Origin of the sequence: Pseudomonas sp. NPDC089758, from assembly GCF_044748705.1 — a bacterium.
Taxonomy (GTDB): Bacteria; Pseudomonadota; Gammaproteobacteria; order Pseudomonadales; family Pseudomonadaceae; genus Aquipseudomonas; species Aquipseudomonas putida_X.
Genome location: NZ_JBIVGN010000003.1, coordinates 284,476 through 306,839, shown reverse-complemented (window position 1 = coordinate 306,839; position 22,364 = coordinate 284,476). Strand labels below are relative to the sequence as shown.

Here is a 22,364-nt window from a genome sequence, read left to right as displayed (position 1 = left end):
GGATTACTCAGCGGCGCCTTCTTCAGCTTCTGGAGCAACGCGTGGCGCGTGAACGTTGGCAACAGCTTTGTCATCACCGTGGGCCAGAGCAACGAACTCTACGCCTTTCGGAGCTTTCAGGTCCGACAGGTGGATGATGGTGCCGATTTCAGCATTGCCCAGGTCGACTTCGATGAACTCAGGCAGGTCTTTGGCTTCGCAGGAAACTTCGATCTGCGATTCAACGTGCGAGATCTCGCCGCCTTTCTTGACCGGTGCTTCTTCGTTGATGAAGTGCACTGGAACAACAGCGGTCAGCTTCTGGCCAGCAACGACGCGAACGAAGTCGGCGTGCATGATGAAGCCTTTGGCCGGGTGGCGCTGCATGGCCTTGACTACGACGTTCTGCTTGGCGCCGTCGACGTTCAGCTCGATAACGTGGCTGAAGGCAGCTTCGTTTTCGAACAGCTTGGCGATTTCCTTGGCCACGATGGTCAGGGATTGAGCTTCTTTATCGCCACCGTATACAACGGCTGGGATGTTGGCGGTGTGACGCAGGCGGCGGCTCGCACCTTTCCCCAGGTCACTACGCACTTGGGCGTTCAGAGTGAAATCAGTCATTTTGTTTCTCCAAAATAGCCCCCCGAGGGCGTTTGCGACCAGCGCCAACGGGGATGGCAAAAAAGCCCCGCCCCAACACATGTTGGGGCGGGGCGCTTCATATCAGTACCTGTTCCGCTTAACGGAACATCGCACTGATCGATTCTTCATTGCTGATACGGCGGACCGCTTCAGCGACAACCGGTGCGATATCCAGCTGGCGGATACGGTCACAGGCTTGAGCAGCGGCGGACAGCGGAACGGTGTTGGTCACCACCAGCTCGTCCAGTACCGACTTCTCGATGTTCTCGATCGCACGGCCCGAGAGGACAGGGTGCGTGCAATAGGCATAAACCTTGGCCGCGCCGTGTTCTTTCAGTGCCTTGGCCGCATGGCACAGGGTGCCGGCGGTATCGACCATGTCGTCTACCAGGATGCAAGTGCGCCCTTCGACGTCGCCGATGATGTGCATGACTTCGGAGTGGTTGGCCTTTTCACGGCGTTTGTCGATGATACCCAGGTCGACACCCAGGGACTTGGCGACGGCACGTGCGCGCACGACACCACCGATGTCCGGGGAGACGATCATCAGGTTCTCGAAACGCTGGTCTTCGATATCGTCGACCAGTACGGGCGAGCCGTAGATGTTGTCGACCGGGATATCGAAGAAACCCTGGATCTGGTCAGCGTGCAGGTCGACGGTGAGAACACGGTCGATACCCACGACAGTGAGCATGTCAGCGACGACTTTGGCGCTGATGGCTACACGTGCCGAACGCGGACGGCGGTCCTGGCGGGCGTATCCGAAGTAAGGAATCACGGCGGTGATTCGGGATGCTGAGGAGCGGCGGAAGGCGTCGGCCATCACTACCAGTTCCATCAGGTTATCGTTGGTCGGGGCACAGGTCGGCTGAATAATGAAGACGTCTTTACCGCGGACATTTTCATTGATCTCAGTGCTGATCTCACCGTCGGAGAATTTACCGACAGAGACGTCACCGAGAGGGATATGCAGCTGACGTACGACACGCCGAGCCAGATCGGGGTTAGCGTTCCCCGTAAAGACCATCATCTTGGACACGCGCAGTACCTGGAGGCTGAGGGTATACCTGGATGAGTATAAGGAAAATGGCAGGGGCGGCTGGATTCGAACCAACGCATGGCAGGATCAAAACCTGCTGCCTTACCGCTTGGCGACGCCCCTGTATCTGTTGCTGCGAGCGCTATGCACTCGACTTCTTGACCAGACTTTGCAGCTTGCGATGCAACATCGAAACATTGCTTCCTTTCGCCACAAACCCTGTTTGGGTCGCTGAAAGAAGGGCCAGAACTTTATCAGCTTCGGCTTTGCTTGGGAAGGCCCCAAACACGCAACTTCCAGTGCCGGTTAATCGAGCTTCAGTAAATTTACCCAGTGAATTCAACGCGTTGCGAACTTCCGGGTAACTTTGCTCTACCACCGGTTGGCAGTCATTTCGACTGTTTCCCTCGGGAACGGGGCGCATCTTAAGGGGGAGGGAATCACGTGTCAACTGTGGATGTGAAAAAATTTCTACTGTGCTGACAGACACTTGCGGCACCAGTACGACGTACCAGGGTTCTGCCGGGTCGACCGGGGTCAGTTGCTCACCCACACCTTGGGCGAATGCAGCATGGCCACGCACGAACACCGGGACGTCGGCGCCCAGTGTCAGGCCCAGGGCAGCCAGGCGATCTTCGTCCCAATCCAGTTGCCACAGGTGCGCCAGCGCCAGCAATGTGGTCGCGGCATCCGAGCTTCCGCCGCCGATACCGCCGCCCATGGGCAGCACCTTGGTCAGCCAGATATCGGCGCCAAGCCCGGTGCCGGACTGTTCCTGCAGCTTGCGCGCGGCGCGCACGATCAGGTTGCTGTCGTGGGGCACCGCTTCGATTTCGGTGTGCAGGCGGATCGCGCCGTCTTCACGCAGGGCGAAGGTCAGTTCGTCGCCGTGCTCGAGAAACTGAAAGACAGTCTCCAGTTCGTGGTAACCGTCCGGACGGCGGCCGATGATGTGCAGCCACAGGTTGAGCTTGGCCGGGGCGGGCAGGGTGAGCCTGTGCATCGGTCAGTGCCCCAGCTGGCGCGGCTGCCAGTCCTTGACCACCAGGGTCACGTCGAGGTCCTTGCCGTGCAGTTTCAGGCGCTCGGGCAGCCAGTAGCCGTTCTGCTCGGTATAGCTCAGGTACTGCACCTGCCAGCCGTCCTGGTCCAGGCTGGCCAGGCGGCTGTCGCCATCGAGGGTCAGCTTGCTCTTGCTGTCGGGAGCGGGCAGGCCGCGCACCCACCAGACCAGGTGCGACACCGGCAACTGCCAGCCCAGCTGTTCTTCCAGCAACGCTTCGGGGCTGGCGGCTTCGTAGCGGCCCTGGTTGGCCACTTCCAGTACCACACCGCCGGGGCGGCCGGTCAGGCGTGCTGCGCCTCGGCCCAGCGGGCCGGCCAGACGGATGTCGTAATAGTCCTGGCGCTGCAACCAGAACAGCGTGCCACTGCCGGAGTCGCGCGGCGCGCGTATGCCGACCTTGCCGTTGATCTGCCAGCCATCGAGGCTGCTCAATTGCGCTTTATGGGTGCGCCACTGCAGTGGGTCGCCGTGGCCTTGAAGGGCCTCGCGGCTACCGAAGCCGGCACAGCCAGCCAGCAGGGCGATCAGGGTGAAGGTGATGCAATGGCGCAAAAACATGGCGTTAAAGGGTCTCGGATCCGGTCAGGCGCAAGACGGTCTTGCGCAGGATAGGGCTGTCGGGCTGGGCCTCGAAGGCCTTGGCCCAGACCTGGCGAGCTTCACGGCGCTTGCCGTTGGCCCACAGAACCTCGCCCAGGTGAGCAGCCACTTCATGGTCGGGGAAGCGCTCCAGGGCCTGGCGCAGGTAACGCTCGGCCTCCTCGAGGTTACCCAGGCGGTAGGCGACCCAGCCCTTGCTGTCGAGGATTGCCGGGTCGTCCGGGGATAGCTCATAGGCCTTGTCGATCAGGGCCTTGGCTTCAGTGTAACGGGTTGTGCGGTCGGCCAAGGTATAACCCAGGGCGTTCAGCGCCATGGCGTTTTCCGGTTCGCGAGCGATGATGGCGCGCAGGTCTTTTTCCATCTGCGGCAGGTCGTCACGCTTTTCGGCGAGCATGGCGCGGGTGTAAAGCAGGTTGAGGTCGTCCGGGTAGCGCTGGATGGCCTGTTGCAGCACCTGGTTGGCCTGGGCGTCCTTGTTGTTGTTGCTGTAGCTTTCCGACTCGATCAGGTAAAGCTGGATGGCGAGCTCCGGCTGCGCCTCGCGGGCCTGGGCCAGTTGGCGGGACGCCTCGGTGCCACGGCCGTTGGCGATCAGGATATCGGCCTGGCGCAATTGTGCCGGCAGGTAATCCGGGCCCGGGCCGACCAGCGCGTATTCGCTCAGGGCTCCGGCGGGGTCGTGGCGTTCTTCGGCAATGCGGCCCAGGTTCAGGTGGGCGGCGTCGACGTTGCTGTCACGCTCGATCAGCTCGCGCAGGTAGCTCTCGGCCTCATCCCAGTCCTTGTTCTCCAGGCATACCAGCGCCAGCGAGTAACGCAGCTCGTCATCATCGGGGTATTGCTGGACCAGGCTGATGAACTCGGCCTTGGCATCGGCGATGCGGTCCTGTTCGACCAGGGTGCGCGCATAGGTCAGCCGCAGGCGCTTGTCGTCTGGGTTGTCGCGAATCGCCCCGCGCAGCAGCGGCAGCGCTTCCGGGCCGCGGTCCAGGGCCTGGAGCAGGCGGGCGCGCAGCAGGGTCGAAGCTATCTCGCCATTTTGCGCCGGGTGCGACTCAAGCAGCTCGAGGGCTTCTTCAGCCTTGCCATCCTGATTCAGCAGCAGGGCCTTGCCGAACACCAGCTGGTTGTTGTCGGGGTACTTGACCAGCAGGCGATCGAAACTCTGCATCAGGCCGTCGCGGGTGCTCTGGTCGGTTTCGGCGGCCGACAGGGCGAGGAAATCGAAGTGCGTGTCGCCCTGGCCTTGCAGCACCTTCTCCATATAGGTCATGGAGTCGTCATAGCGGCCTGCCCGCGCCAGCTGGATGGCAGCGGCGCGCTGGGCGTCGAGGTTCTGTGGGTCGTTGCGGGCCCAGATCAGTGCGCTGTCCAGGGCCGGCTCGTCAGCGCCGAGGTACTCGGCGATGCGGTAGGCGCGCTCGGACACGCCCGGGTCCTGGGTTTTCTCGGCCTGGTCGGTGTAATTGGCCAGGGCGATATCGAACCGGTTGCGCTGGCCGGCGAGTTCGGCCACCAGCAGGCTGTAGAGCGTGTCCTGCTTGAACGACCCATACACCACGGGCTTGTCGGCCTCTGCCTTGCCGGCTTCGGCAACGGGAGGCTCGGCCTTGTGTGGGGCCAGGCTCTGGCAGCCCTGGAGCAGGGCGAAGGCAAGCAGCAGTGCGTAGGGTCTGTTCATATGAAGAGGCTTAGAAGGACTTACCGGCGGTCGGAGCATGATGACACAAGCGCGGGGGCAAACCCACCTGCGAAGGTCGTGCTTTACAGCGTTGCTGGTGATTAGGTGGGACAGCGGGGTAGGTGGGATGTTCACTGCCCTGTGGCTTGTCGCCGCCGGCTCGGCAACGCGCCAGTCTGACTGCTTTCAAGTGCTGGCCAAGGGCTTGAGCCTGGATATCGTCGATTTTTATAGGCGATAAAGGGCATGTTCCCGCTCCCTGGCCATTTTTTGACATGGGTTTCGGGGCCCAGGGGCAATGGCCCCAGGTCAGGGGTTGGCAAGGTTTCGCGGCCTGCGCGCCTCACCCTCACGACAATAGCGAACGGTGGTTGTTCTAAAACCTGCGAAAGAGGACAATTATCGGCTTCTCGTCACAACCAGCGACCTTGCATGGCCTTTCTTGCACTTGGTATCAACCATAAGACTGCCTCGGTAGACGTACGCGAGCGCGTGGCGTTTACCCCAGAGCAGCTGGTCGACGCCCTGCAGCAGCTTTGTCGGCTGACCGCCAGCCGTGAAGCGGCGATCCTGTCGACCTGCAACCGCAGCGAGCTCTACATAGAACAGGATCAGTTGTCCGCCGAGGCGGTCCTGCAGTGGCTGGCCGATTATCACCGCCTTAGCCTGGATGAACTGCGCGCCAGTGCCTACATCCATGAAGAGCATGATGCCGTCCGGCACATGATGCGGGTTGCTTCGGGCCTCGACTCGCTGGTACTTGGCGAACCGCAGATCCTCGGCCAGATGAAGTCGGCGTATGCCGTGGCGCGCGAGGCTGGCACCGTGGGCCCGCTCCTCGGGCGCCTGTTCCAGGCCACCTTCAGCGCAGCCAAACAGGTGCGTACCGACACCGCGATCGGCGAGAACCCGGTGTCGGTGGCGTTCGCTGCGGTCAGCCTGGCGCGGCAGATCTTCAGTGACCTGGGGCGCAGCCAGGCGCTGCTGATCGGCGCCGGTGAAACCATCACCCTGGTTGCCCGCCACCTGCATGAGCAGGGCGTGCGCCGTATCGTCGTGGCCAACCGTACACTGGAGCGGGCCAGCCTGCTGGCCGAGCAGTTCGGGGCTCACGCCGTGTTGCTGGCCGATATCCCACAAGAGCTGGCGCACAGCGACATCGTCATCAGCTCGACCGCCAGCCAACTGCCCATCCTGGGCAAGGGCGCGGTGGAAAGCGCGCTGAAGCAGCGCCGGCACAAGCCGATCTTCATGGTCGACATCGCCGTGCCGCGCGACATCGAGCCGGAGGTAGGGGAGCTCGACGACGTGTACCTGTATACCGTCGATGACCTGCACGAAGTGGTCGCGGAAAACCTCAAGAGCCGCCAGGGCGCGGCCCAGGCGGCCGAAGAGCTGGTCTCGGTGGGCGCCGAAGACTTCATGGTGCGTCTGCGCGAACTGGCTGCGGTCGATGTGTTGCGCGCCTATCGCCAGCAAAGCGAGCGCCTGCGCGACGAAGAACTGCAAAAGGCCCAGCGTCTGCTGGCCAACGGTGGCAACCCCGAGGAGGTACTGGCGCAACTGGCCCGGGGGCTGACCAACAAACTCCTGCATGCGCCCAGCGTGCAGTTGAAAAAGCTCTCGGCCGAGGGCCGCCTCGATGCGCTGGCCATGGCCCAGGAACTCTTTGCCCTCAATGAGGGCTCGACGGACAAATCCTTGCAATGAAAGCGTCGCTGCTGAACAAACTGGACACGCTCCAGGACCGCTTCGAGGAACTCACCGCCTTGCTGGGTGATGCCGAAGTCATTTCCGACCAGGCGCGCTTTCGCGCCTATTCTCGCGAATACGCCGAAGTGGAGCCGGTGATCGGCGCCTATAAAGAGTGGCGCAAGGTGCAGGACGACCTTGAAGGTGCCCAGGCGCTGCTCAAGGACGCCGACCCCGATATGCGCGAAATGGCTGTGGAAGAAGTACGCGAAGCCAAGGAGCAACTGCTGGGGCTGGAGTCGCAGCTGCAACGCATGCTGTTGCCTAAAGACCCCAATGACGGGCGCAACGTGTTCCTCGAAATTCGCGCAGGCACTGGTGGCGACGAGGCGGCCATCTTCTCGGGCGATCTGTTCCGCATGTATTCGCGCTATGCCGAACGGCGCGGCTGGCGCCTTGAAATTCTCTCCGAGAACGAAGGCGAGCACGGCGGCTATAAAGAGATCATCGCCCGCGTCGAAGGCGACAGCGTTTACGGCAAGCTCAAGTTCGAGTCTGGCGCGCACCGCGTGCAGCGGGTGCCTGAAACCGAATCGCAAGGCCGTATCCACACCTCGGCGTGTACTGTCGCGGTGCTGCCCGAGCCGGATGAACAAGTGGCTATCGAGATCAACCCGGCCGATTTGCGCGTGGACACCTACCGCGCATCCGGCGCCGGTGGCCAGCACGTCAACAAAACAGACTCGGCCATTCGCATCACCCACTTGCCTACTGGCATCGTGGTGGAGTGCCAGGAGGAGCGTTCGCAGCACAAGAACCGCGCCCGAGCCATGTCCTGGCTGTCGGCCAAGCTCAATGACATGCAGACCAGCGCGGCGCAGAACGCCATCGCCAGTGAGCGTAAACTGCTGGTCGGTTCGGGCGACCGCTCAGAGCGTATCCGTACCTACAATTATCCACAGGGGCGGGTGACCGATCACCGTATCAACCTGACCTTGTATTCCCTCGACGATGTCCTTGCCGGGGGCGTGGACGCGGTGATCGAACCGTTGCTGGCTGAATACCAGGCTGATCAGCTGGCGGCACTGGGGGATTGATGACCATCATCGCCAGCCTGCTGCGCACTGCGCAATTGCCCGATTCGCCCACCGCACGCCTGGATGCCGAACTGCTGCTGGCAGCGGCCATCGGCAAGTCTCGCAGCTACCTGCACACATGGCCTGAGCGCATCGTCAGCAGCGAGGATGCGCAGACTTACGCGGGCTACCTTGAGCGTCGCCGGGGTGGCGAGCCCGTTGCCTACATTCTGGGCCAACAGGGCTTCTGGAAACTCGACCTGGAAGTGGCACCTCACACGTTGATTCCGCGCCCTGATACCGAGCTTCTGGTCGAGACGGCGCTTGAGCTGCAGCCTGCAACGCCCGCCAAGGTGCTCGACCTGGGCACCGGCACTGGCGCGATAGCACTGGCCTTGGCCAGCGAGCGCCCGGCCTGGCAGGTCACGGCACTGGACCGGGTCGAGGAAGCGGTAGCGCTGGCTGAGCGTAATCGTCAACGCTTGGGCCTGGGTAACGTGAAGGTGCTCGCCAGCCACTGGTTCAGTGCCTTGAGCGGGGAGCGTTTCGACCTGATCCTCAGCAACCCGCCGTACATCGCTGCCCAAGACCCGCACCTGGCTGCCGGTGATGTGCGCTTCGAGCCCAGCAGTGCACTGGTGGCCGGGGACGATGGCCTGGACGACCTGCGGCTGATCGTTGGCCAGGCACCGGCGCATCTGCTGCCCGGTGGCTGGCTGCTGCTGGAACACGGTTACGACCAGGCACAGGCGGTGCGCGCGCTGCTGGCCGGGCAAGGTTTCATCGAGGTGGCCAGCCGCAAGGACCTGGGCGGTCACGAACGTATTTCCCTGGGGCGCCTGCCATGCTGACCGATCAGGAATTGTTGCGTTACAGCCGGCAGATCCTGCTGGCACAGGTGGACATCGAAGGCCAGTTGCGCCTCAAGCAAAGCAAGGCGCTGATCATCGGTTTGGGTGGTCTGGGCTCACCGGTGGCGCTCTACCTGGCAGCCGCGGGTGTGGGGGAGCTGCACCTGGCGGACTTCGATACCGTCGACCTGACCAACCTGCAGCGTCAGGTCATCCATGACAGTGGCAGCGTTGGCATGAGCAAGGTGGACTCGGCGCTGCAGCGGCTTGCGGCCATCAACCCTGAAATCACCTTGGTCGCCCACCGTCAGGCGCTGGACGAAGATTCCCTGGCTGCTGCGGTAGCAGCCGTCGACCTGGTGCTGGACTGTTCCGACAACTTCGGTACCCGCGAGGCCGTCAATGCAGCGTGCTTCGCCCACGGTAAGCCGCTGGTCAGTGGGGCAGCCATCCGCCTCGAAGGGCAGCTGTCGGTGTTCGACCCTCGGCGCGATTACAGCCCTTGCTACCATTGCCTGTATGGCCATGGCAGCGAAGACGAGCTGACCTGCAGCGAAGCCGGCGTGATCGGCCCGCTGGTGGGGCTGGTCGGCAGCCTGCAGGCGCTGGAAGCCATGAAACTGCTGGCGTGTTTTGGCGAGCCGCTGGTGGGCCGCTTGCTGCTGATCGACGCAATGGGCACGCGCCTGCGTGAGCTGCGGGTCAAGCGCGACCCGGCTTGTGCGGTGTGTGGCAAGCGCGATGGCTGAGCGCTCGGCAGCGGTTGGCGTGATGGACTCCGGGGTCGGCGGTTTGTCCGTGCTGGCCGAGATCCAGCGCTTGCTGCCCAGCGAGTCGCTGCTCTATGTGGCCGATTGCGGGCATGTGCCGTATGGCGAGAAAACCCCCGACTACATCCGCCAGCGTTGCCGGCGCATTGCCGAGTTTTTCCAGGCGCAGGGCGCCAAGGCGATGGTCCTGGCCTGCAACACGGCCACCGTGGCAGCGGTTGCCGACTTGCGTGAGCTTTACCCCGACTGGCCCCTGGTAGGCATGGAGCCGGCCGTGAAGCCTGCTGCTGCCGCCACCCGTTCCGGCGTGGTCGGTGTGCTGGCCACTACCGGCACCTTGCAGAGCGCCAAGTTCGCCGCCTTGCTCGACCGCTTCGCCAGCGACGTACGCGTGGTCACCCAGCCTTGCCCTGGGCTGGTCGAGCTGATCGAGACGGGTGATCTGGGTAGCCCGCAATTGCGCCAGCTGTTGCTTGGGTACTTGCAGCCCTTGCTTGCGGCAGGGTGCGATACGTTGATTCTCGGGTGTACCCATTACCCATTCCTGCGCCCATTGCTGGCCGGGATGGTGCCCGCCGACGTCGCTATCATCGATACCGGGGCGGCGGTGGCGCGCCAACTGCAACGGTTACTCGCCGCGCGCGGGCTGCTGGCCGAGGGGCCGGCACGCGAAGCGGCATTCTGGACCAGCGCCGAGCCGCGGTCATTGGAAACCATCCTTCCTGTGCTGTGGAATACGTCGGGTAGTGTGAAAAAGTTCGAGTTGTAAAAAAAACGTGAAAACAGCTGAACTATCGTCCCACTCCTGATTTCTATGTTTAGCCTGCCATGAGGCAAACACTTACAACAGCATTGGAAAGAAGGATGTTTCTCATGAGGAAACTGCTCGGCTTGGCGGCGGCTGCCGCCATCACTTTGGGACAAGTCGCGGCAGTGCAAGCTGCCGATGTTTCGTTATCGGTGGGGCAGACGGGGGACTCCACGCAAGTTTACCGCCTGGGTCTGCAGTCAAACTGGGATGCCAGCTGGTGGCAGACGAGCGTCGGGCGGCTGACGGGTTATTGGGACGGTGCTTACACCTATTGGGACGGCGACGAGACGGCGAGCAACCATAGCCTGTCTTTCGCACCTGTATTCGTCTACGAGTTCGCCGGTGAGTCGGTGAAGCCCTACATCGAAGCAGGTATCGGTGTGGCTGCATTTTCCAGCACCGAACTTGAAAGCAACGAGTTGGGTTCGTCATTCCAGTTCGAAGACCGCATCGGTTTCGGGCTGCGTTTTGCAGGTGGGCATGAGATTGGCGTGCGGGCAATCCACTATTCCAATGCCGGCATCAAACAGCCCAATGATGGGGTCGAGAGCTACAGCCTGCATTACCGCATGGCACTTTGAAGTTGTCTTGCCATCCACTTCGCGGGGCCGCGAAGGGGATGGCAACCCCCCCATCACTTAGCGTGACAACGGCCACAAGCTGCTGGGGTTCGTGACCTCCAGCACGAGCTCCGGCTCGCGCAGTGGCAAGCGTCGCAGCAGCTCTTGTGCCGCGCTATGTGGCGTCCACTCTTCTGGGTAGGCCATCGCTGACGTGACTGGCGTCTTCAGCGATTGCGGCGCCACCACTGTCAGGTCAATACCTTCATTTTTCAGCGACTGGCGCGCTTCGCGAAACCACTGCGGTGTGTTGTTCCAACCTGCTGTGACTTGCGTGGGCGCATACAACTGCAGGGCTGAATAACGGTTGAAGATCGCCATTACCTGCGGCTTGTCGCCTTTGATCAGCAACGGTAATACCTTGCCCATACAGTGCTCGGCCGCCAGCTGATTACTGCTGACGATCGTCTCGAACACGTCTGTGGCCGATACCGTATCCGGCAGGTAATCGCTGGCCCCGGCATTGATGATCAGGCTGTCCAGCGAGCCCCAGGTATGGCAAAGCTGAAGGCAGGCATTGGCTGCCTGGTCTTCGTCATGCAACTGCCAGGGCAGGCGCAAGATACGGCTGCCATGGTGCGCTTCCAAGCTATCGAGCGCTTGGCAGTCCTTGCCACTTGCCGCTACGCGGTGCCCTTGCCCGAGCAGCTGTTCCACTAACGCCAGTCCCAGGCCGCTGCCGGCCCCCGTAACCCAGAAAAATCGCGGATGATTCAATGCACGGACCCCTCACCCTAACTACGCGACAACCCCTTGAAGGCCTCCAGTGCACGCTGGCGACTACTACTTAGGTCAACTATAGGACGATGGTACGAATTATCGGCGAAAAGATCCTTATTTTGCGTAGGCTGATGGATACTTTTTTCATCCAGACCGCGCAGCTCGGGTACCCAGTGGCGAATGAAGTGCCCTTCTGGGTCGAACCGTTGCGACTGCGAAATGGGGTTGAAGATACGGAAATAAGGTACCGAGTCCGTGCCCGTGGACGCGCTCCACTGCCAGCCACCATTGTTGGCGGCAAGATCACCGTCTATCAGGTGGCGCATGAAGTGCCGTTCGCCCTTGCGCCAATCGATCAGCAAGTTCTTGCTGAGGAACATGGCGACGATCATGCGCAGGCGATTGTGCATCCACCCGGTGTGCAGCAACTGGCGCATGGCCGCATCGATGATCGGGAACCCGGTGCGTCCCTGTTCCCAGGCCTCAAGGTCGGCAGGGGCATCGCGCCAGGGCAACGCCTCAGTGTGTGTGCGGAATGCTCGGTGGCGTGACACCTGTGGATAACCGGTCAGGATATGTTTGTAGAACTCGCGCCAGAGCAATTCGTTGATCCAGGTCTGGGTGCCAGTACTACCACTGTCGAACTCGCCGCGGTTGCTCGCCAGTGCGGCGTGCAGGCACTGGCGGGGTGAGACCACCCCGGCCGCCAGGTAAGCCGAAAGTTGGCTGGTACCCGGTTTAGCCGGCAGGTCGCGCAGGTGATGGTAATCCTCGATGGTTTCATCCACGAAGCGTGACAGCCGGGCGTGCGCTTCGTCCTCGCCAGCAGGCCAGTGTTCGCTCAGGGCACGCGGTGGTTTGTCGAAGCCTTCGATGTGCTGTGGGATGGGGTCGCTGGCGACGTCCACCGGGGCCTGCCTTTTTACCCGAGGCGCTTGCGACGGCAGGCTTCGGTGCAGGTGTTCCAGGCAGACTTTCTTGAACTGGCTGAAGACCTGGAAGTAATCCCCACTGCGGGTCAGCACGGTGCCAGGGCGGAACAGTAGCTGATCGAGGTAGCTGTGGGCCTGAACGCCGGAAGCTTCCAGTAGCGCCCGGGTCGCCTGGTCGCGGCTGTTCTCGTTGATGCCGTACTCATCGTTCCAGTGCACCGCTTCGATCTTGTGCTGGCGGCATACGTCAAGCAGCGTTTGCGCCGCCTGATCCCAGGTGTCGATCCTGCGGACCAGCAACGGGATATTGAGGCCCTCGAGTGACTTTCGCAGGTCGCGCAGGTTACGCAGCCAGAAGTCGACCTTGCAGGCAGCGTCGTCGTGCGCCTGCCATTGGCCTGGGCTGGCCAGCCACAAGGCCACGGTAGGGCCGCGTTCACAGGCGGCGCTCAGGGCAGTGTTGTCGTTGACGCGCAGGTCGCTGCGCAGCCAGATCAATTGCATGGGGTATCTACTCTACAGGCAGGCGGTCATTGCCTTGCAGCGCTCGCAATGCCGCCTGCGGGGTATCGAACAGGAAAAGCTCGGGCAGACCGAAGGCTTGCAGTTGAGCTTGATGGAGGGAGATCGTGGCACCGCCCAGCAGCTTCGTGCCTGCTATGCCCTGCAAGGTGCGCAGCAGGGCCCTGCCTTCGATGCGCGGGCCCAGGTGCAGCAGCAGGGCGCGAGGTTGCAGAGCGGTGACGGCGCGCTGCAACTCCACCCCGCTCACGGGGTATTCCAGCACTTCAACGGGGATGCCACTGCTGCTCAGCAACCAGGCAGAAAGCCAAAAGCTGGGGTCGAAGGCGTGCTCGCTGTCTTGGGCCAGCAGCACGGCCGGGCCGTGCAGTGATTGATTGTCGTGGTAGACCCGCGCCCCCAGCTTGCTGCGCAGCCACGTGTGGAAGAACACCTGTTCAAGCCTGGCATTGAAGTAATTGCACCAACGCTGCGCCAGGCTATCGAGCAACGGCAGCAGCAATTTCTCGCACAGGGTGACGGCAGGGTACAGCGCCATGGCTTGGTTCAGCTGCTGGTCGAGGCTGCGCTGGGACAGGTTGGCGATGGCCTCGATCAACTGTTGCTGGCGGGTTTGCCAGTCGCCTTGCGGGGCAGCGCCGGGTGGTTTGTCGAGCAACTCACGCACCTGGCCGACCGATGCCCCCCGTTCCAGCCACGCCAGGATCGCTTGGACCCGTTCGACCTGATCACGACCATACAAGCGGTGGCCTTTGGCGGTCCGTTGGGGCTTCAGCAGGCCATAGCGCCGCTCCCAGGCGCGTAGGGTGACTGGGTTCACGCCGGTGCGCCGGGCCAGTTCACCGATGGGCATGGGCGTTTCAGACTGCATTACGTAGCCCCAGGCTGTCGGGGTGTGGCTGCAAGTAGGCCTGCTGCAGCAGGTACGGGTCTGGGTGCTTGCGCAAATGGTGTTTGAGCAAGGTCAGCGGCACCACCAGCGGCACGACCCCTTGCTGGTACTGGTCGATGATGTGTTTCAGCTCGGCCTTGTCCTGCTGCGTCAATGCGTCTTTGAAATAGCCACTGAGGTGCTGCAGAACGTTGCCATGGGTGCCGCGGCTGGCGCAGCGACGCAGCGCCTGCATCAACTGGCTGAAATAGCGGGGCCCGATGACCTCAGGGTCGTCGTCCCGGCTCATGCTGCCAAGCAGGCGCCCAAGCTGCCGGTAAGCCTGCGGGTTGTTGGCCATGAGCAGGTACTTGTAGCGCGAATGGAAGCGCACCAGTGCGCCACGGCTCAAACCCTCGGCCAGCAGATGCTGCCAGTCCGCATAGGCGTAGACGCGGCTGATGAAGTTTTCGCGCAATACCGGGTCGTGCAGGCGGCCCTCTTCCTCCACCGGCAGGTCCGGGCGACGGGCGCAGAAGGCCGCTGCATAGGCGCCCCTGCCGCCCTGTACTGCCGGGTGACCGTTATCCTGGTAGACCTTGACCCGTTCCAGCCCGCAGGACGGCGACTTCTGCATGAAAATGTAGCCACAGATATCATCCAGCTCATCGGCCATCTGTTCGCCGTAGCTGGCGAGTGGGCCAGTGAAGTCCTCGCCAGGGTTGCGTGTCCCGACTACGGCGGGGTGTTCGGGGTCACCGACCAGGCGGATCGGGTCGCGGGGCACGCCCAGGCCGATGGCGACTTCTGGGCAGACCGGCCGCCAATCGAAATGTTCTTCCAGCTGGGTACGGCACAGATCGGACGACTTGTGCCCGCCGTTGTAGCGCACACTGTGGCCTGTCAGGCATGAGCTGATGGCAATGCGGGGCTTACGCTGGGCGGATGGATCGTGCATGGCTGCCTCCGAAAACTTGTACATGGAATCGCGCGTGTACAAGGTTATTCCAGCACAGCCACAAACTTATGCAAACTAGTATTTTTGTATAGTTTTGCAGTTTTGCTTATTCGAGATGCTCCAGCAGGCGTCGGGCCGCCTCCTGACCGCTGAGCCAGGCGCCTTCCACGCGGCCAGACAAGCACCAGTCGCCGCAGGCATAGAGCCCTTGGTCGGCATCGGCCAGCGCGCCCCATTCGTGACTGCCGGCCGGCCGCGCATACAGCCAGCGATGCGCCACGGAGAAGGACGGTGCGGGCACCACGCAGCCGACCAGTTCGGCGAATTCGCCCCAAAGCTGTTCGATCACTTCTTCCTTGGCCAGGTCGATGTGCTGCTTGCTCCACGTGGAGGTGGCATGCAGTACCCAGGTATCGAGCTGCTCATCGCGGCCTGGCTTGCTACGGTTGCGGGCCAACCAGTCGAGCGGGTTGTCTTGTACGAAGCAGCCCTGCATCGGGGTGTCCAGCGGTGTCTGAAAAGCCAGGGCAACGGCCCATGTGGGCTCCATCACCACGCCCGCTGCCACAGCGGCCAGTTTGGGGGTCGCGGCCAGCAGCGGCGTGGCTTGCGGCGCGGGGACGGCAATCACAACGCGGCTGAACGGGCCATGGCTGCAGCCTTCGGTGTCCTGAAGGTGCCAGTACTGCTTGCCGCGGAACACTTCGGCGATGCGGCAGCCGAAGTTGACCGTGACGTCCTTGAGCATGCCGCGGGTGATCGCGCTCATGCGCGGCACGCCGACCCAGCGCGTCTGTTCGTCGGGGGAGGGAGTCAGTTCACCGTCACGGTAGTTGTACAGCTGCGGCTTCCACTGTTCGGCCCAGCCGGCGGCCACCCATTGCTGCACTTGCTCGACGAAGCGCCGGTCGCGCGCAGTGAAGTACTGGGCACCCAGATCGAGCGCTCCGGCCTCGCTGCGTTTGCTGGCCATGCGCCCGCCACTGCCGTGGCCTTTGTCGAACAGGTGAACGGATTGCCCGGCCTTCTGCAGGGCCTGGGCAGCGGAAAGGCCGGCGATACCGGCACCGATGATGGCAATAGGTACTGTCATGATGGCCTCTTCGAACCTTGCTGTAAGCAGACTACGCTGTCAGGCAAACCTGTACAATGCTTAAAATCTGTATAAGGTTATACCGCTTCTTAGGGCAGGTTGGCCTATGTTTATCTGAGAGCGTTGGGTTAAAAAAGTGCCTTGCTGTAAAAATAGACCATCGCCGCACTCTGTGAGGACACAGCCATGCATATATTGCTGACAGGCGGCACTGGCTTGATCGGCCAGCATCTTTGCCCGTTCTGGCTCGCCCAAGGTCATCGCCTGACCGTGTGGAGCCGGCGCCCCGACCAGGTTGCGCGCCTGTGTGGCAGCGGGGTGCGAGGTGTTGCCCGGCTGGAAGAGCTGGCCGCAGACGAGCCCGTGGACGCCGTGATCAACCTGGCCGGCGCACCGATTGCCGACCGGCCCTGGACTGCGTCACGGCGCAATGTGCTATGGGCCAGCCGTATCAGCCTTACCGAGCAATTGCTGGCCTGGCTCGAGACCCGCGAGCAACGTCCCGAAGTGCTGATTTCGGGTTCTGCGGTGGGCTGGTATGGCGATGGCGGTGAGCGTGAATTGACCGAGGCTTCGCCGCCGGTACGCGAGGATTTCGCCAGCCAACTGTGCATCGCGTGGGAAGAAACCGCGCAGCGTGCGCAGGCCCTTGGGCTGCGCGTGGTGTTGGTGCGCACGGGGCTGGTGCTGGCCAGCGATGGGGGCTTCCTGTCGCGCCTGCGCCTGCCGTTCAAGCTGGGGCTGGGCGGCCCATTGGGCAATGGCCGGCAGTGGATGCCTTGGGTGCATATAGACGACCAGGTTGCCCTGATAGATTTTCTCTTACGGCACAAGGACACCAGCGGTCCTTATAATGCCTGCGCGCCAGAGCCTGTGCGTAACCGCGAATTCGCCCGGCGCCTGGGCCGTGCGCTGCACCGGCCGGCGCTACTGCCGGTACCCGGCCTGCTGCTGAAGGCGGGCCTGGGCGAGCTGTCGACGCTGTTGCTTGGTGGCCAGCGGGCACGGCCTGTGCGTTTGCTGGCCGCAGGCTTCACCTTCCGTTTCAACGATCTGCAATCGGCCTTGGACAACCTGTCCAAGCGCCTCTGACATAGGACGCTGCATGACCGATCACGCGCTGTTGCTGGTCAACCTGGGTTCTCCGGCTTCCACATCGGTAGCCGATGTGCGCCGCTACCTCAATCAGTTCCTGATGGACCCCTACGTAGTCGACCTGCCATGGCCGTTGCGGCGCTTGCTGGTGTCGCTGATCCTGATCAAGCGCCCGGAGCAGTCTGCCCACGCCTATGCTTCGATCTGGTGGGAGGAGGGCTCGCCCCTGGTGGTGTTGACGCGTCGGCTGCAGGCCGCGATGGTCGAGCACTGGCCCCACGGCCCGGTGGAAATCGCCATGCGTTATGGCGAGCCGGCGCTGCCGCAGGTGCTCGAGCGCCTTGCCGCTCAAGGTGTACGCACCGTGACGCTGGCGCCGCTTTACCCACAATTCGCTGACAGTACGGTGACTACGGTGGTGGCGCAGGCCAACCAGACTGTCGCCGAACGCGCCTTGCCGTTGCAATTGCGTGTGCTGCAACCGTTCTATGACCACCCTGAATACATCGATGCCCTGGTGGCCAGCGCCCGGCCTTACCTTGAACAGGACTATGACCACCTGTTGCTGAGTTTCCATGGTTTGCCGGAGCGGCACCTGAAGAAGCTCATGCCTGGCAGCAAGCATGATCTGCGGGCAGCGGACTGCTGCAAGGACGCCAGCGCCGAAGTGCGCGCGGTGTGCTACCGCGGGCAGTGCCTGGCGTCGGCCAAGGCGTTCGCTACCAGGATGGGCATCCCGGACGGCAAGTGGTCTGTCTCGTTCCAGTCGCGGTTAGGGCGGGACAAGTGGATCGAACCCTATACCGAGACGCGTCTGGATGAGCTGGCCAAGGCCGGTGCCAAAAAGCTGCTGGTGATGTGCCCTGCGTTCGTGGCCGACTGCATCGAGACGCTGGAGGAAATTGGCGATCGCGGCAAGGAGCAGTTCATCGAGGCGGGGGGCGAAGAGTTGGTCCTGGTGCCGTGCCTGAATGATCACCCGGAGTGGGTGAGGGTGCTGGCGCAGATGTGTGAAAAGGCGTGAATGAAAAAGGGCCGCTTAGCGGCCCTTTAGCGACGCGAGGCCGCTTCTACACATCCAGCTTCTCTTTCTTCCAGCCATCGTTGCCCGGCAGGATCAGGTTCAGGGCAATGGCCACGATAGCGCACAGGGCGATGCCCTTCAGGCCCCAATCATCTGGGCCGTCGCCGCTGCCGATCAGCACGCCGCCGATACCGAATACCAGGGTCACCGACACGATCACCAGGTTGCGTGCTTCGCCCAGGTCGATCTTGTGGCGGATCATGGTGTTCATGCCCACCGCTGCGATCGAGCCGAACAGCAGGCAGAGGATGCCGCCCATCACCGGCACCGGGATGCTTTGCAACAACGCGCCGAACTTGCCGATGAAGGCCAGGGTGATGGCAAAAATCGCCGCCCAGGTCATGATCTTCGGGTTGTAGTTCTTGGTCAGCATCACGGCGCCGGTCACTTCGGCATACGTGGTATTGGGTGGGCCGCCGAACAGGCCTGCTGCCGTGGTGGCCAGGCCGTCACCGAGCAGGGTGCGGTGCAGGCCAGGCTTCTTCAGGTAGTCGCGGCCGGTCACGCTGCCGACTGCGATCACGCCGCCGATGTGCTCGATCGCCGGGGCCAGGGCTACCGGTACGATGAACAGGATGGCCTGCCAGTTGAACGCTGGTGCGGTGAAGTTGGGGATCTCAAGCCAAGGCGCGGCGGCAATCTTGGCGGTGTCGACCACGCCAAAGGCGAACGCCAGGGCAAACCCTACCAGTACCCCGGAGATGATCGGCACCAGGCGGAAGATGCCTTTGCCGAACACCGCGACGATCAGGGTGGTGAGCAACGCCGGCATTGAAATCAGCATGGCGGTCTTGTACGGCATGAGTACCGCGCCGTCACCGGCCTTGCCCATTGCCATGTTGGCCGCGATCGGTGCCATGGCCAGGCCGATGGAGATGATCACCGGGCCGATCACCACGGGTGGCAGCATGCGGTCAATGAAACCGGTGCCCTTGATCTTCACCATCAGGCCCATGAAGGTGTACACGAAACCTGCGGCCATCACGCCGCCCATGGTCTCGGCCAGGCCGAACTGGCCTTTGGCAAGGATGATGGGCGTGATGAAGGCAAAGCTCGAGGCCAGGAATACCGGGACCTGACGGCCGGTGACCAGCTGGAACAGCAGGGTGCCGATACCCGCGGTGAACAGCGCGACGTTAGGGTCCAGGCCGGTGATCAGCGGCATCAGCACCAGCGCGCCAAATGCCACGAAGAGCATCTGCGCGCCCGAAACGACCTGGCGCCAGAGCGGGTCGTTGAAGCCGTCCTGCATGGTCAGGCGTCCTTCTGCTTGGTGCCGAAGATCTTGTCACCGGCGTCGCCCAGGCCCGGCACGATGTAGCCGTGTTCGTTGAGGCGCTGGTCGATCGAGGCGGTGTAGATCTGCACATCCGGGTGGGCTTTTTCCACCACTTCGATACCTTCTGGGGCTGCGACCAGCACCATGGCGCGGATTTCCTTGCAGCCGGCTTTCTTCAGCAGGTCGATGGTGGCGACCATCGAACCACCGGTGGCGAGCATCGGGTCGATGATCAGCGCCAGGCGCTGGTTGATGTCCGGCGCCAGCTTTTCCAGGTAGGTGTGTGCTTCGAGGGTCTCCTCGTTGCGGGCGACACCCACGGCACTGACCTTCGCGCCCGGGATCAGGCTGAGCACGCCATCAAGCATGCCGATGCCGGCGCGCAGGATCGGTACCACGGTGATCTTCTTGCCGGCGATTTTTTCAACTTGCACCTTGCCACACCAGCCATCGATCTCGTAGGTTTCCAGTGGCAGGTCCTGAGTGGCTTCGTAGGTCAGTAGCGCGCCGACTTCCTGGGCGAGTTCGCGAAAGTTCTTGGTGCTGATGTCGGCACGGCGCATCAGGCCGAGCTTATGGCGGATCAGCGGGTGGCGGATCTCACGAGTGGGCATAGGGGGGCTCCGAAAGGCGGGCAAAAAAACCGCGCTAGATTAATCTATTCAGCCTTTGCTGTCGTGCAGTCCTTTTGCACGTTAGTCCATAAATGCTTGATCTGTGACGAGCGGATGCGTACCTTTGCCCGCTTTTCCAAAATCCCCCTGGAGAGCGCAATGTCCGCTGATCTCGAGCACATCCGTCAAGTCATGCGCGAGGCAGACTGCCTGTACAACGAAGCCGAAGTCGAAGCGGCCATTGCCAAGGTTGGCGAGCAGATCTGCAAGGACCTGCACGACAAGAACCCGGTAGTGTTCTGTGTCATGAACGGAGGCCTGATCTTCGCTGGCAAGCTGCTGACCCACCTGCAGTTCCCACTGGAGGCCTCGTACCTGCATGCCACGCGTTATCGCAACCAGACCAGTGGCGGCGAGCTGTTCTGGAAGGCTAAGCCTGAGGTGTCGTTCATCGATCGTGACGTGTTGATCGTCGACGATATCCTCGACGAGGGTCACACCCTCAGCGCCATCATCGAGTTCTGCAAGCATGCCGGCGCCCGCTCGGTGCACACTGCGGTGCTGATCGACAAAGACCATGACCGCAAGGCCAGCCCGGACCTGAAGGCCAGCTATGTGGGCCTGCCGTGCATCGATCGCTACATCTTCGGTTATGGCATGGACTATAAAGGTTACTGGCGTAACGCGAACGGCATCTTCGCCGTCAAGGGACTGTGATCATGAGCCAGCCTGCTTTCATCGACCAAGCGTTGTTTGCCGGGCTGGCGCAAAAAGCCGCCGAGGCACCGCGTGGTCGCTACCATCACAACTTCCATGACATGCAGGACCCCTGTCACCGTTTGGCAGTGGGCTTGCAGCCGTCCACCTACATCGCGCCTCACCGGCACCTGAGCGAGGACAAGGCCGAGACCTTGTTGGCGCTCAAAGGCCGCTTGGGGCTGCTGATGTTCGATGAGCAGGGTGACGTCATCGACAAGCGCGTGCTCGAGGCCGGTGGCGACTGCCTTGGCGTGGACCTGCGCCCGGGCATCTTCCATTCTTTGGTGGTGCTCGAGGCGGACAGCATCCTGTTCGAATGCAAGGCGGGCCCGTACCGGCCTTTGGCCGACGGCGAGCATGCCCCTTGGGCGCCGCATGAAGGCGAAGAGGGTGTTGCCCAGTATCACGCCTGGATGCTCGCGCAGTTCGATTGACAGCCCCTGTCGTTGCGCGTGCTAGAGTGCGCCTTCATGCCAAGGAGCCTCACATGCGTGCGATCGTTCCCCTGTTGCTGGCGGTCAGCCTGCCTCTTGCCGCCGCACCGCTGCACAGCCAGTTTCTCCCGCCCGATGACCAGGCCCTGCGCCAGGAAGCGCCGACCGGCCAGCAACTGTTGCAGGTCACCGACTACTCGGTAGTGGTTGGAGCGCAGCGCCAATCTGATCAACAGCCCATTCCGATCACAGCCTCCTTGCAGATGCGCCTCAAAGGCAAGCCGCTGAGTAAAGGTGCGACCATCAGCCAGGTGTTGCTCACCTTCGATGGCGAGGCGGGCAAGAGCCTGAAAAAGCCGGTGTATGACGACAAGACCCGTACGTTGAGCCTGAATTATCCGGTCAGCGACTACCGAGTGGTGATGGACCTGCTGCGCAACGAGACGGTGTATGTACAGTTTCTGACCTACCCCAACGGCCATGTCTGGGCCGACTTGCACACGGGTACCGTACGTACGCGTTGAGACGTGCTGCGTGTGGGGGGTAAACTGCCGGCCTTCGAAATTCGTGATGGTCCAGTTGGAGCCGGCAATGCGCAAAGACAAGAAGCAGGTGATTGGTGACGAAATCAGCGACGACTATATCAAGTCGTTCCTCCAGTTTGAGCCTGCGGATGGTGTGACCTCACCTTCTCAGCACAAGCTGATCAAGGCTTACCGCGGTTTGCGTGTCGACGATTTCGAGCGTTTCGTAGGGTTCTTCGTTGAAGCCGGGTTGGACCTGGATGGCAAAGACGAACAGGGCAAGACCTTCGTCGAAGTGATCGCCGATCAGCGCAATGCGGCTGAGTACATCGAGATCATCGAAAAAGCCCGGGGCTGACTGATCCCCAGGCACAAAAAACGCCCCAGGGGCCATGCCATACAGTTAGTGTGATCAGGGCTGCTACTCAGCCCATCGCCGGCAAGCCGGCTCCCCCAATGACCGCGCAGTTCTCGAGCCTTGCGCTGTACCCGTGGGAACAACTGTCTTGCTCAACTTCAAAAGCTGGCGCGATCCCTGTGGGAGCCGGCTTGCCGGCGATGGGCCGCATAGCGGCCCTGGATCACTTAGCTCACAGGCATAACTCCAAGGGGCGTTTTCGTTTCAGCCTGTTCAGGCGTAATGCCCCCA

General features: G+C 62.2%; 25 protein-coding genes and 1 tRNA gene. 13 read left to right on the top strand and 13 right to left on the bottom strand.

Going from position 1 to position 22,364, the window contains the following annotated elements:
• Window positions 1–3: 3 nt before the first annotated feature.
• The 6 genes from ACIPZH_RS06030 to ACIPZH_RS06005 form a co-directional block, all read right to left on the bottom strand.
• Window positions 4–600: a 50S ribosomal protein L25/general stress protein Ctc gene (locus ACIPZH_RS06030; protein ID WP_267818769.1), complete on the bottom strand. Its 597-nt coding sequence runs from the start codon at window positions 598–600 to the stop codon at window positions 4–6.
• Window positions 601–718: 118 nt separating this feature from the next.
• The gene (locus tag ACIPZH_RS06025; protein WP_003247410.1) at window positions 719–1,660 is read right to left on the bottom strand and encodes a ribose-phosphate pyrophosphokinase; all 942 of its coding nucleotides are present in this window, start codon (window positions 1,658–1,660) and stop codon (window positions 719–721) included.
• 48 nt (window positions 1,661–1,708) lie between these two features.
• A tRNA-Gln gene (locus ACIPZH_RS06020) sits at window positions 1,709–1,783 on the bottom strand.
• Between the two features lie 19 nt (window positions 1,784–1,802).
• Window positions 1,803–2,663 carry a 4-(cytidine 5'-diphospho)-2-C-methyl-D-erythritol kinase gene (gene ispE / locus ACIPZH_RS06015; protein ID WP_267818767.1) on the bottom strand — a complete coding sequence of 287 codons (861 nt, stop codon included), beginning with the start codon at window positions 2,661–2,663 and terminating at the stop codon, window positions 1,803–1,805.
• A 3-nt stretch (window positions 2,664–2,666) separates the two neighbouring features.
• On the bottom strand, window positions 2,667–3,284 hold the full coding sequence (gene lolB, locus ACIPZH_RS06010) for a lipoprotein insertase outer membrane protein LolB (RefSeq protein WP_400635533.1): 618 nt from the start codon (window positions 3,282–3,284) through the stop codon (window positions 2,667–2,669).
• Window positions 3,285–3,288: 4 nt separating this feature from the next.
• Window positions 3,289–5,010 carry a tetratricopeptide repeat protein gene (locus tag ACIPZH_RS06005; protein ID WP_400635531.1) on the bottom strand — a complete coding sequence of 574 codons (1,722 nt, stop codon included), beginning with the start codon at window positions 5,008–5,010 and terminating at the stop codon, window positions 3,289–3,291.
• Window positions 5,011–5,442: 432 nt separating this feature from the next.
• Between ACIPZH_RS06005 and hemA the strand changes: the two genes are divergently transcribed.
• The 6 genes from hemA to ACIPZH_RS05975 all read left to right on the top strand — a co-directional run bounded on the left by hemA (window position 5,443) and on the right by ACIPZH_RS05975 (window position 10,791).
• The gene (gene hemA, locus ACIPZH_RS06000) at window positions 5,443–6,720 is read left to right on the top strand and encodes a glutamyl-tRNA reductase (protein WP_241806319.1); all 1,278 of its coding nucleotides are present in this window, start codon (window positions 5,443–5,445) and stop codon (window positions 6,718–6,720) included.
• Entirely contained in the window at window positions 6,717–7,799 is a 1,083-nt protein-coding gene (prfA, locus tag ACIPZH_RS05995; RefSeq protein WP_400635529.1) for a peptide chain release factor 1, read from the top strand. Before hemA ends, prfA begins: the two co-directional genes overlap by 4 nt.
• The gene (prmC, locus tag ACIPZH_RS05990; protein ID WP_241806321.1) at window positions 7,799–8,629 is read left to right on the top strand and encodes a peptide chain release factor N(5)-glutamine methyltransferase; all 831 of its coding nucleotides are present in this window, start codon (window positions 7,799–7,801) and stop codon (window positions 8,627–8,629) included. The genes prfA and prmC overlap by 1 nt, the downstream gene beginning before the upstream one ends.
• On the top strand, window positions 8,623–9,378 hold the full coding sequence (locus tag ACIPZH_RS05985) for a molybdopterin-synthase adenylyltransferase MoeB (protein ID WP_241806322.1): 756 nt from the start codon (window positions 8,623–8,625) through the stop codon (window positions 9,376–9,378). The genes prmC and ACIPZH_RS05985 overlap by 7 nt, the downstream gene beginning before the upstream one ends.
• Window positions 9,371–10,168, top strand: a complete 798-nt coding sequence (murI, locus tag ACIPZH_RS05980) for a glutamate racemase (RefSeq protein ID WP_241806323.1) — start codon at window positions 9,371–9,373, stop codon at window positions 10,166–10,168. The genes ACIPZH_RS05985 and murI overlap by 8 nt, the downstream gene beginning before the upstream one ends.
• Before the next feature lie 104 nt (window positions 10,169–10,272).
• Entirely contained in the window at window positions 10,273–10,791 is a 519-nt protein-coding gene (locus ACIPZH_RS05975) for an acyloxyacyl hydrolase (protein ID WP_241806324.1), read from the top strand.
• A gap of 57 nt (window positions 10,792–10,848) precedes the next feature.
• On the opposite strand, the gene ACIPZH_RS05970 is transcribed toward ACIPZH_RS05975, so the two are convergent.
• The 5 genes from ACIPZH_RS05970 to ACIPZH_RS05950 form a co-directional block, all read right to left on the bottom strand.
• Complete coding sequence (locus ACIPZH_RS05970; protein WP_400635527.1) at window positions 10,849–11,547, bottom strand: SDR family oxidoreductase; 699 nt, start codon at window positions 11,545–11,547, stop codon at window positions 10,849–10,851.
• Window positions 11,548–11,564: 17 nt separating this feature from the next.
• On the bottom strand, window positions 11,565–12,986 hold the full coding sequence (gene phrB / locus ACIPZH_RS05965) for a deoxyribodipyrimidine photo-lyase (protein ID WP_400635525.1): 1,422 nt from the start codon (window positions 12,984–12,986) through the stop codon (window positions 11,565–11,567).
• Between the two features lie 7 nt (window positions 12,987–12,993).
• On the bottom strand, window positions 12,994–13,875 hold the full coding sequence (locus tag ACIPZH_RS05960) for a MerR family transcriptional regulator (RefSeq protein WP_400635523.1): 882 nt from the start codon (window positions 13,873–13,875) through the stop codon (window positions 12,994–12,996).
• Window positions 13,865–14,833 (bottom strand): YbgA family protein, encoded by a 969-nt coding sequence (locus tag ACIPZH_RS05955; protein WP_400625952.1) that lies wholly within the window; start codon window positions 14,831–14,833, stop codon window positions 13,865–13,867. The genes ACIPZH_RS05960 and ACIPZH_RS05955 overlap by 11 nt, the downstream gene beginning before the upstream one ends.
• Window positions 14,834–14,939: 106 nt before the next feature.
• The gene (locus tag ACIPZH_RS05950) at window positions 14,940–15,926 is read right to left on the bottom strand and encodes an NAD(P)/FAD-dependent oxidoreductase (protein ID WP_012316253.1); all 987 of its coding nucleotides are present in this window, start codon (window positions 15,924–15,926) and stop codon (window positions 14,940–14,942) included.
• A gap of 186 nt (window positions 15,927–16,112) precedes the next feature.
• On the opposite strand from ACIPZH_RS05950, the gene ACIPZH_RS05945 reads away from it, so the two are divergent.
• Together ACIPZH_RS05945 and hemH are read left to right on the top strand one after the other, a co-directional pair.
• Window positions 16,113–17,018: a TIGR01777 family oxidoreductase gene (locus ACIPZH_RS05945; protein WP_241806329.1), complete on the top strand. Its 906-nt coding sequence runs from the start codon at window positions 16,113–16,115 to the stop codon at window positions 17,016–17,018.
• A 13-nt stretch (window positions 17,019–17,031) separates the two neighbouring features.
• Window positions 17,032–18,045, top strand: coding sequence for a ferrochelatase (gene hemH, locus ACIPZH_RS05940; protein WP_400625954.1), 1,014 nt, complete (start codon window positions 17,032–17,034; stop codon window positions 18,043–18,045).
• A 46-nt stretch (window positions 18,046–18,091) separates the two neighbouring features.
• On the opposite strand, the gene ACIPZH_RS05935 is transcribed toward hemH, so the two are convergent.
• The gene (locus ACIPZH_RS05935) at window positions 18,092–19,357 is read right to left on the bottom strand and encodes a uracil-xanthine permease family protein (protein WP_400625956.1); all 1,266 of its coding nucleotides are present in this window, start codon (window positions 19,355–19,357) and stop codon (window positions 18,092–18,094) included.
• A 2-nt stretch (window positions 19,358–19,359) separates the two neighbouring features.
• Window positions 19,360–19,998: a uracil phosphoribosyltransferase gene (gene upp, locus ACIPZH_RS05930; protein ID WP_011532223.1), complete on the bottom strand. Its 639-nt coding sequence runs from the start codon at window positions 19,996–19,998 to the stop codon at window positions 19,360–19,362.
• 159 nt (window positions 19,999–20,157) lie between these two features.
• On the opposite strand from upp, the gene ACIPZH_RS05925 reads away from it, so the two are divergent.
• The 5 genes from ACIPZH_RS05925 to ACIPZH_RS05905 all read left to right on the top strand — a co-directional run.
• Complete coding sequence (locus ACIPZH_RS05925) at window positions 20,158–20,715, top strand: hypoxanthine-guanine phosphoribosyltransferase (RefSeq protein ID WP_012316248.1); 558 nt, start codon at window positions 20,158–20,160, stop codon at window positions 20,713–20,715.
• A gap of 2 nt (window positions 20,716–20,717) precedes the next feature.
• Window positions 20,718–21,191 (top strand): WbuC family cupin fold metalloprotein, encoded by a 474-nt coding sequence (locus ACIPZH_RS05920; protein WP_400635522.1) that lies wholly within the window; start codon window positions 20,718–20,720, stop codon window positions 21,189–21,191.
• Between the two features lie 53 nt (window positions 21,192–21,244).
• Window positions 21,245–21,715 carry a hypothetical protein gene (locus ACIPZH_RS05915; RefSeq protein ID WP_400635520.1) on the top strand — a complete coding sequence of 157 codons (471 nt, stop codon included), beginning with the start codon at window positions 21,245–21,247 and terminating at the stop codon, window positions 21,713–21,715.
• Between the two features lie 67 nt (window positions 21,716–21,782).
• Window positions 21,783–22,073 (top strand): PA4642 family protein, encoded by a 291-nt coding sequence (locus ACIPZH_RS05910; RefSeq protein ID WP_241806334.1) that lies wholly within the window; start codon window positions 21,783–21,785, stop codon window positions 22,071–22,073.
• Between the two features lie 98 nt (window positions 22,074–22,171).
• The coding region (locus ACIPZH_RS05905) for a hypothetical protein (protein WP_400635519.1) at window positions 22,172–22,364 on the top strand (193 nt) is incomplete at its 3' end.

Coding starts and splice junctions, on each gene's coding strand:
- ACIPZH_RS06005 (WP_400635531.1), bottom strand. CDS start 5,010: ATGAACAGACCCTACGCACTGCTGCTTGCCTTCGCCCTGCTCCAGGGC.
- ACIPZH_RS05950 (WP_012316253.1), bottom strand. CDS start 15,926: ATGACAGTACCTATTGCCATCATCGGTGCCGGTATCGCCGGCCTTTCC.
- ACIPZH_RS05910 (WP_241806334.1), top strand. CDS start 21,783: ATGCGCAAAGACAAGAAGCAGGTGATTGGTGACGAAATCAGCGACGAC.
- prfA (WP_400635529.1), top strand. CDS start 6,717: ATGAAAGCGTCGCTGCTGAACAAACTGGACACGCTCCAGGACCGCTTC.
- hemA (WP_241806319.1), top strand. CDS start 5,443: ATGGCCTTTCTTGCACTTGGTATCAACCATAAGACTGCCTCGGTAGAC.
- ACIPZH_RS06030 (WP_267818769.1), bottom strand. CDS start 600: ATGACTGATTTCACTCTGAACGCCCAAGTGCGTAGTGACCTGGGGAAA.
- phrB (WP_400635525.1), bottom strand. CDS start 12,986: ATGCAATTGATCTGGCTGCGCAGCGACCTGCGCGTCAACGACAACACT.
- murI (WP_241806323.1), top strand. CDS start 9,371: ATGGCTGAGCGCTCGGCAGCGGTTGGCGTGATGGACTCCGGGGTCGGC.
- ACIPZH_RS05985 (WP_241806322.1), top strand. CDS start 8,623: ATGCTGACCGATCAGGAATTGTTGCGTTACAGCCGGCAGATCCTGCTG.
- upp (WP_011532223.1), bottom strand. CDS start 19,998: ATGCCCACTCGTGAGATCCGCCACCCGCTGATCCGCCATAAGCTCGGC.
- prmC (WP_241806321.1), top strand. CDS start 7,799: ATGACCATCATCGCCAGCCTGCTGCGCACTGCGCAATTGCCCGATTCG.
- ACIPZH_RS05975 (WP_241806324.1), top strand. CDS start 10,273: ATGAGGAAACTGCTCGGCTTGGCGGCGGCTGCCGCCATCACTTTGGGA.
- ACIPZH_RS05925 (WP_012316248.1), top strand. CDS start 20,158: ATGTCCGCTGATCTCGAGCACATCCGTCAAGTCATGCGCGAGGCAGAC.
- ACIPZH_RS05935 (WP_400625956.1), bottom strand. CDS start 19,357: ATGCAGGACGGCTTCAACGACCCGCTCTGGCGCCAGGTCGTTTCGGGC.
- ACIPZH_RS05915 (WP_400635520.1), top strand. CDS start 21,245: ATGCGTGCGATCGTTCCCCTGTTGCTGGCGGTCAGCCTGCCTCTTGCC.
- ACIPZH_RS05945 (WP_241806329.1), top strand. CDS start 16,113: ATGCATATATTGCTGACAGGCGGCACTGGCTTGATCGGCCAGCATCTT.
- ACIPZH_RS05955 (WP_400625952.1), bottom strand. CDS start 14,833: ATGCACGATCCATCCGCCCAGCGTAAGCCCCGCATTGCCATCAGCTCA.
- lolB (WP_400635533.1), bottom strand. CDS start 3,284: ATGTTTTTGCGCCATTGCATCACCTTCACCCTGATCGCCCTGCTGGCT.
- hemH (WP_400625954.1), top strand. CDS start 17,032: ATGACCGATCACGCGCTGTTGCTGGTCAACCTGGGTTCTCCGGCTTCC.
- ACIPZH_RS05960 (WP_400635523.1), bottom strand. CDS start 13,875: ATGCAGTCTGAAACGCCCATGCCCATCGGTGAACTGGCCCGGCGCACC.
- ispE (WP_267818767.1), bottom strand. CDS start 2,663: ATGCACAGGCTCACCCTGCCCGCCCCGGCCAAGCTCAACCTGTGGCTG.
- ACIPZH_RS05920 (WP_400635522.1), top strand. CDS start 20,718: ATGAGCCAGCCTGCTTTCATCGACCAAGCGTTGTTTGCCGGGCTGGCG.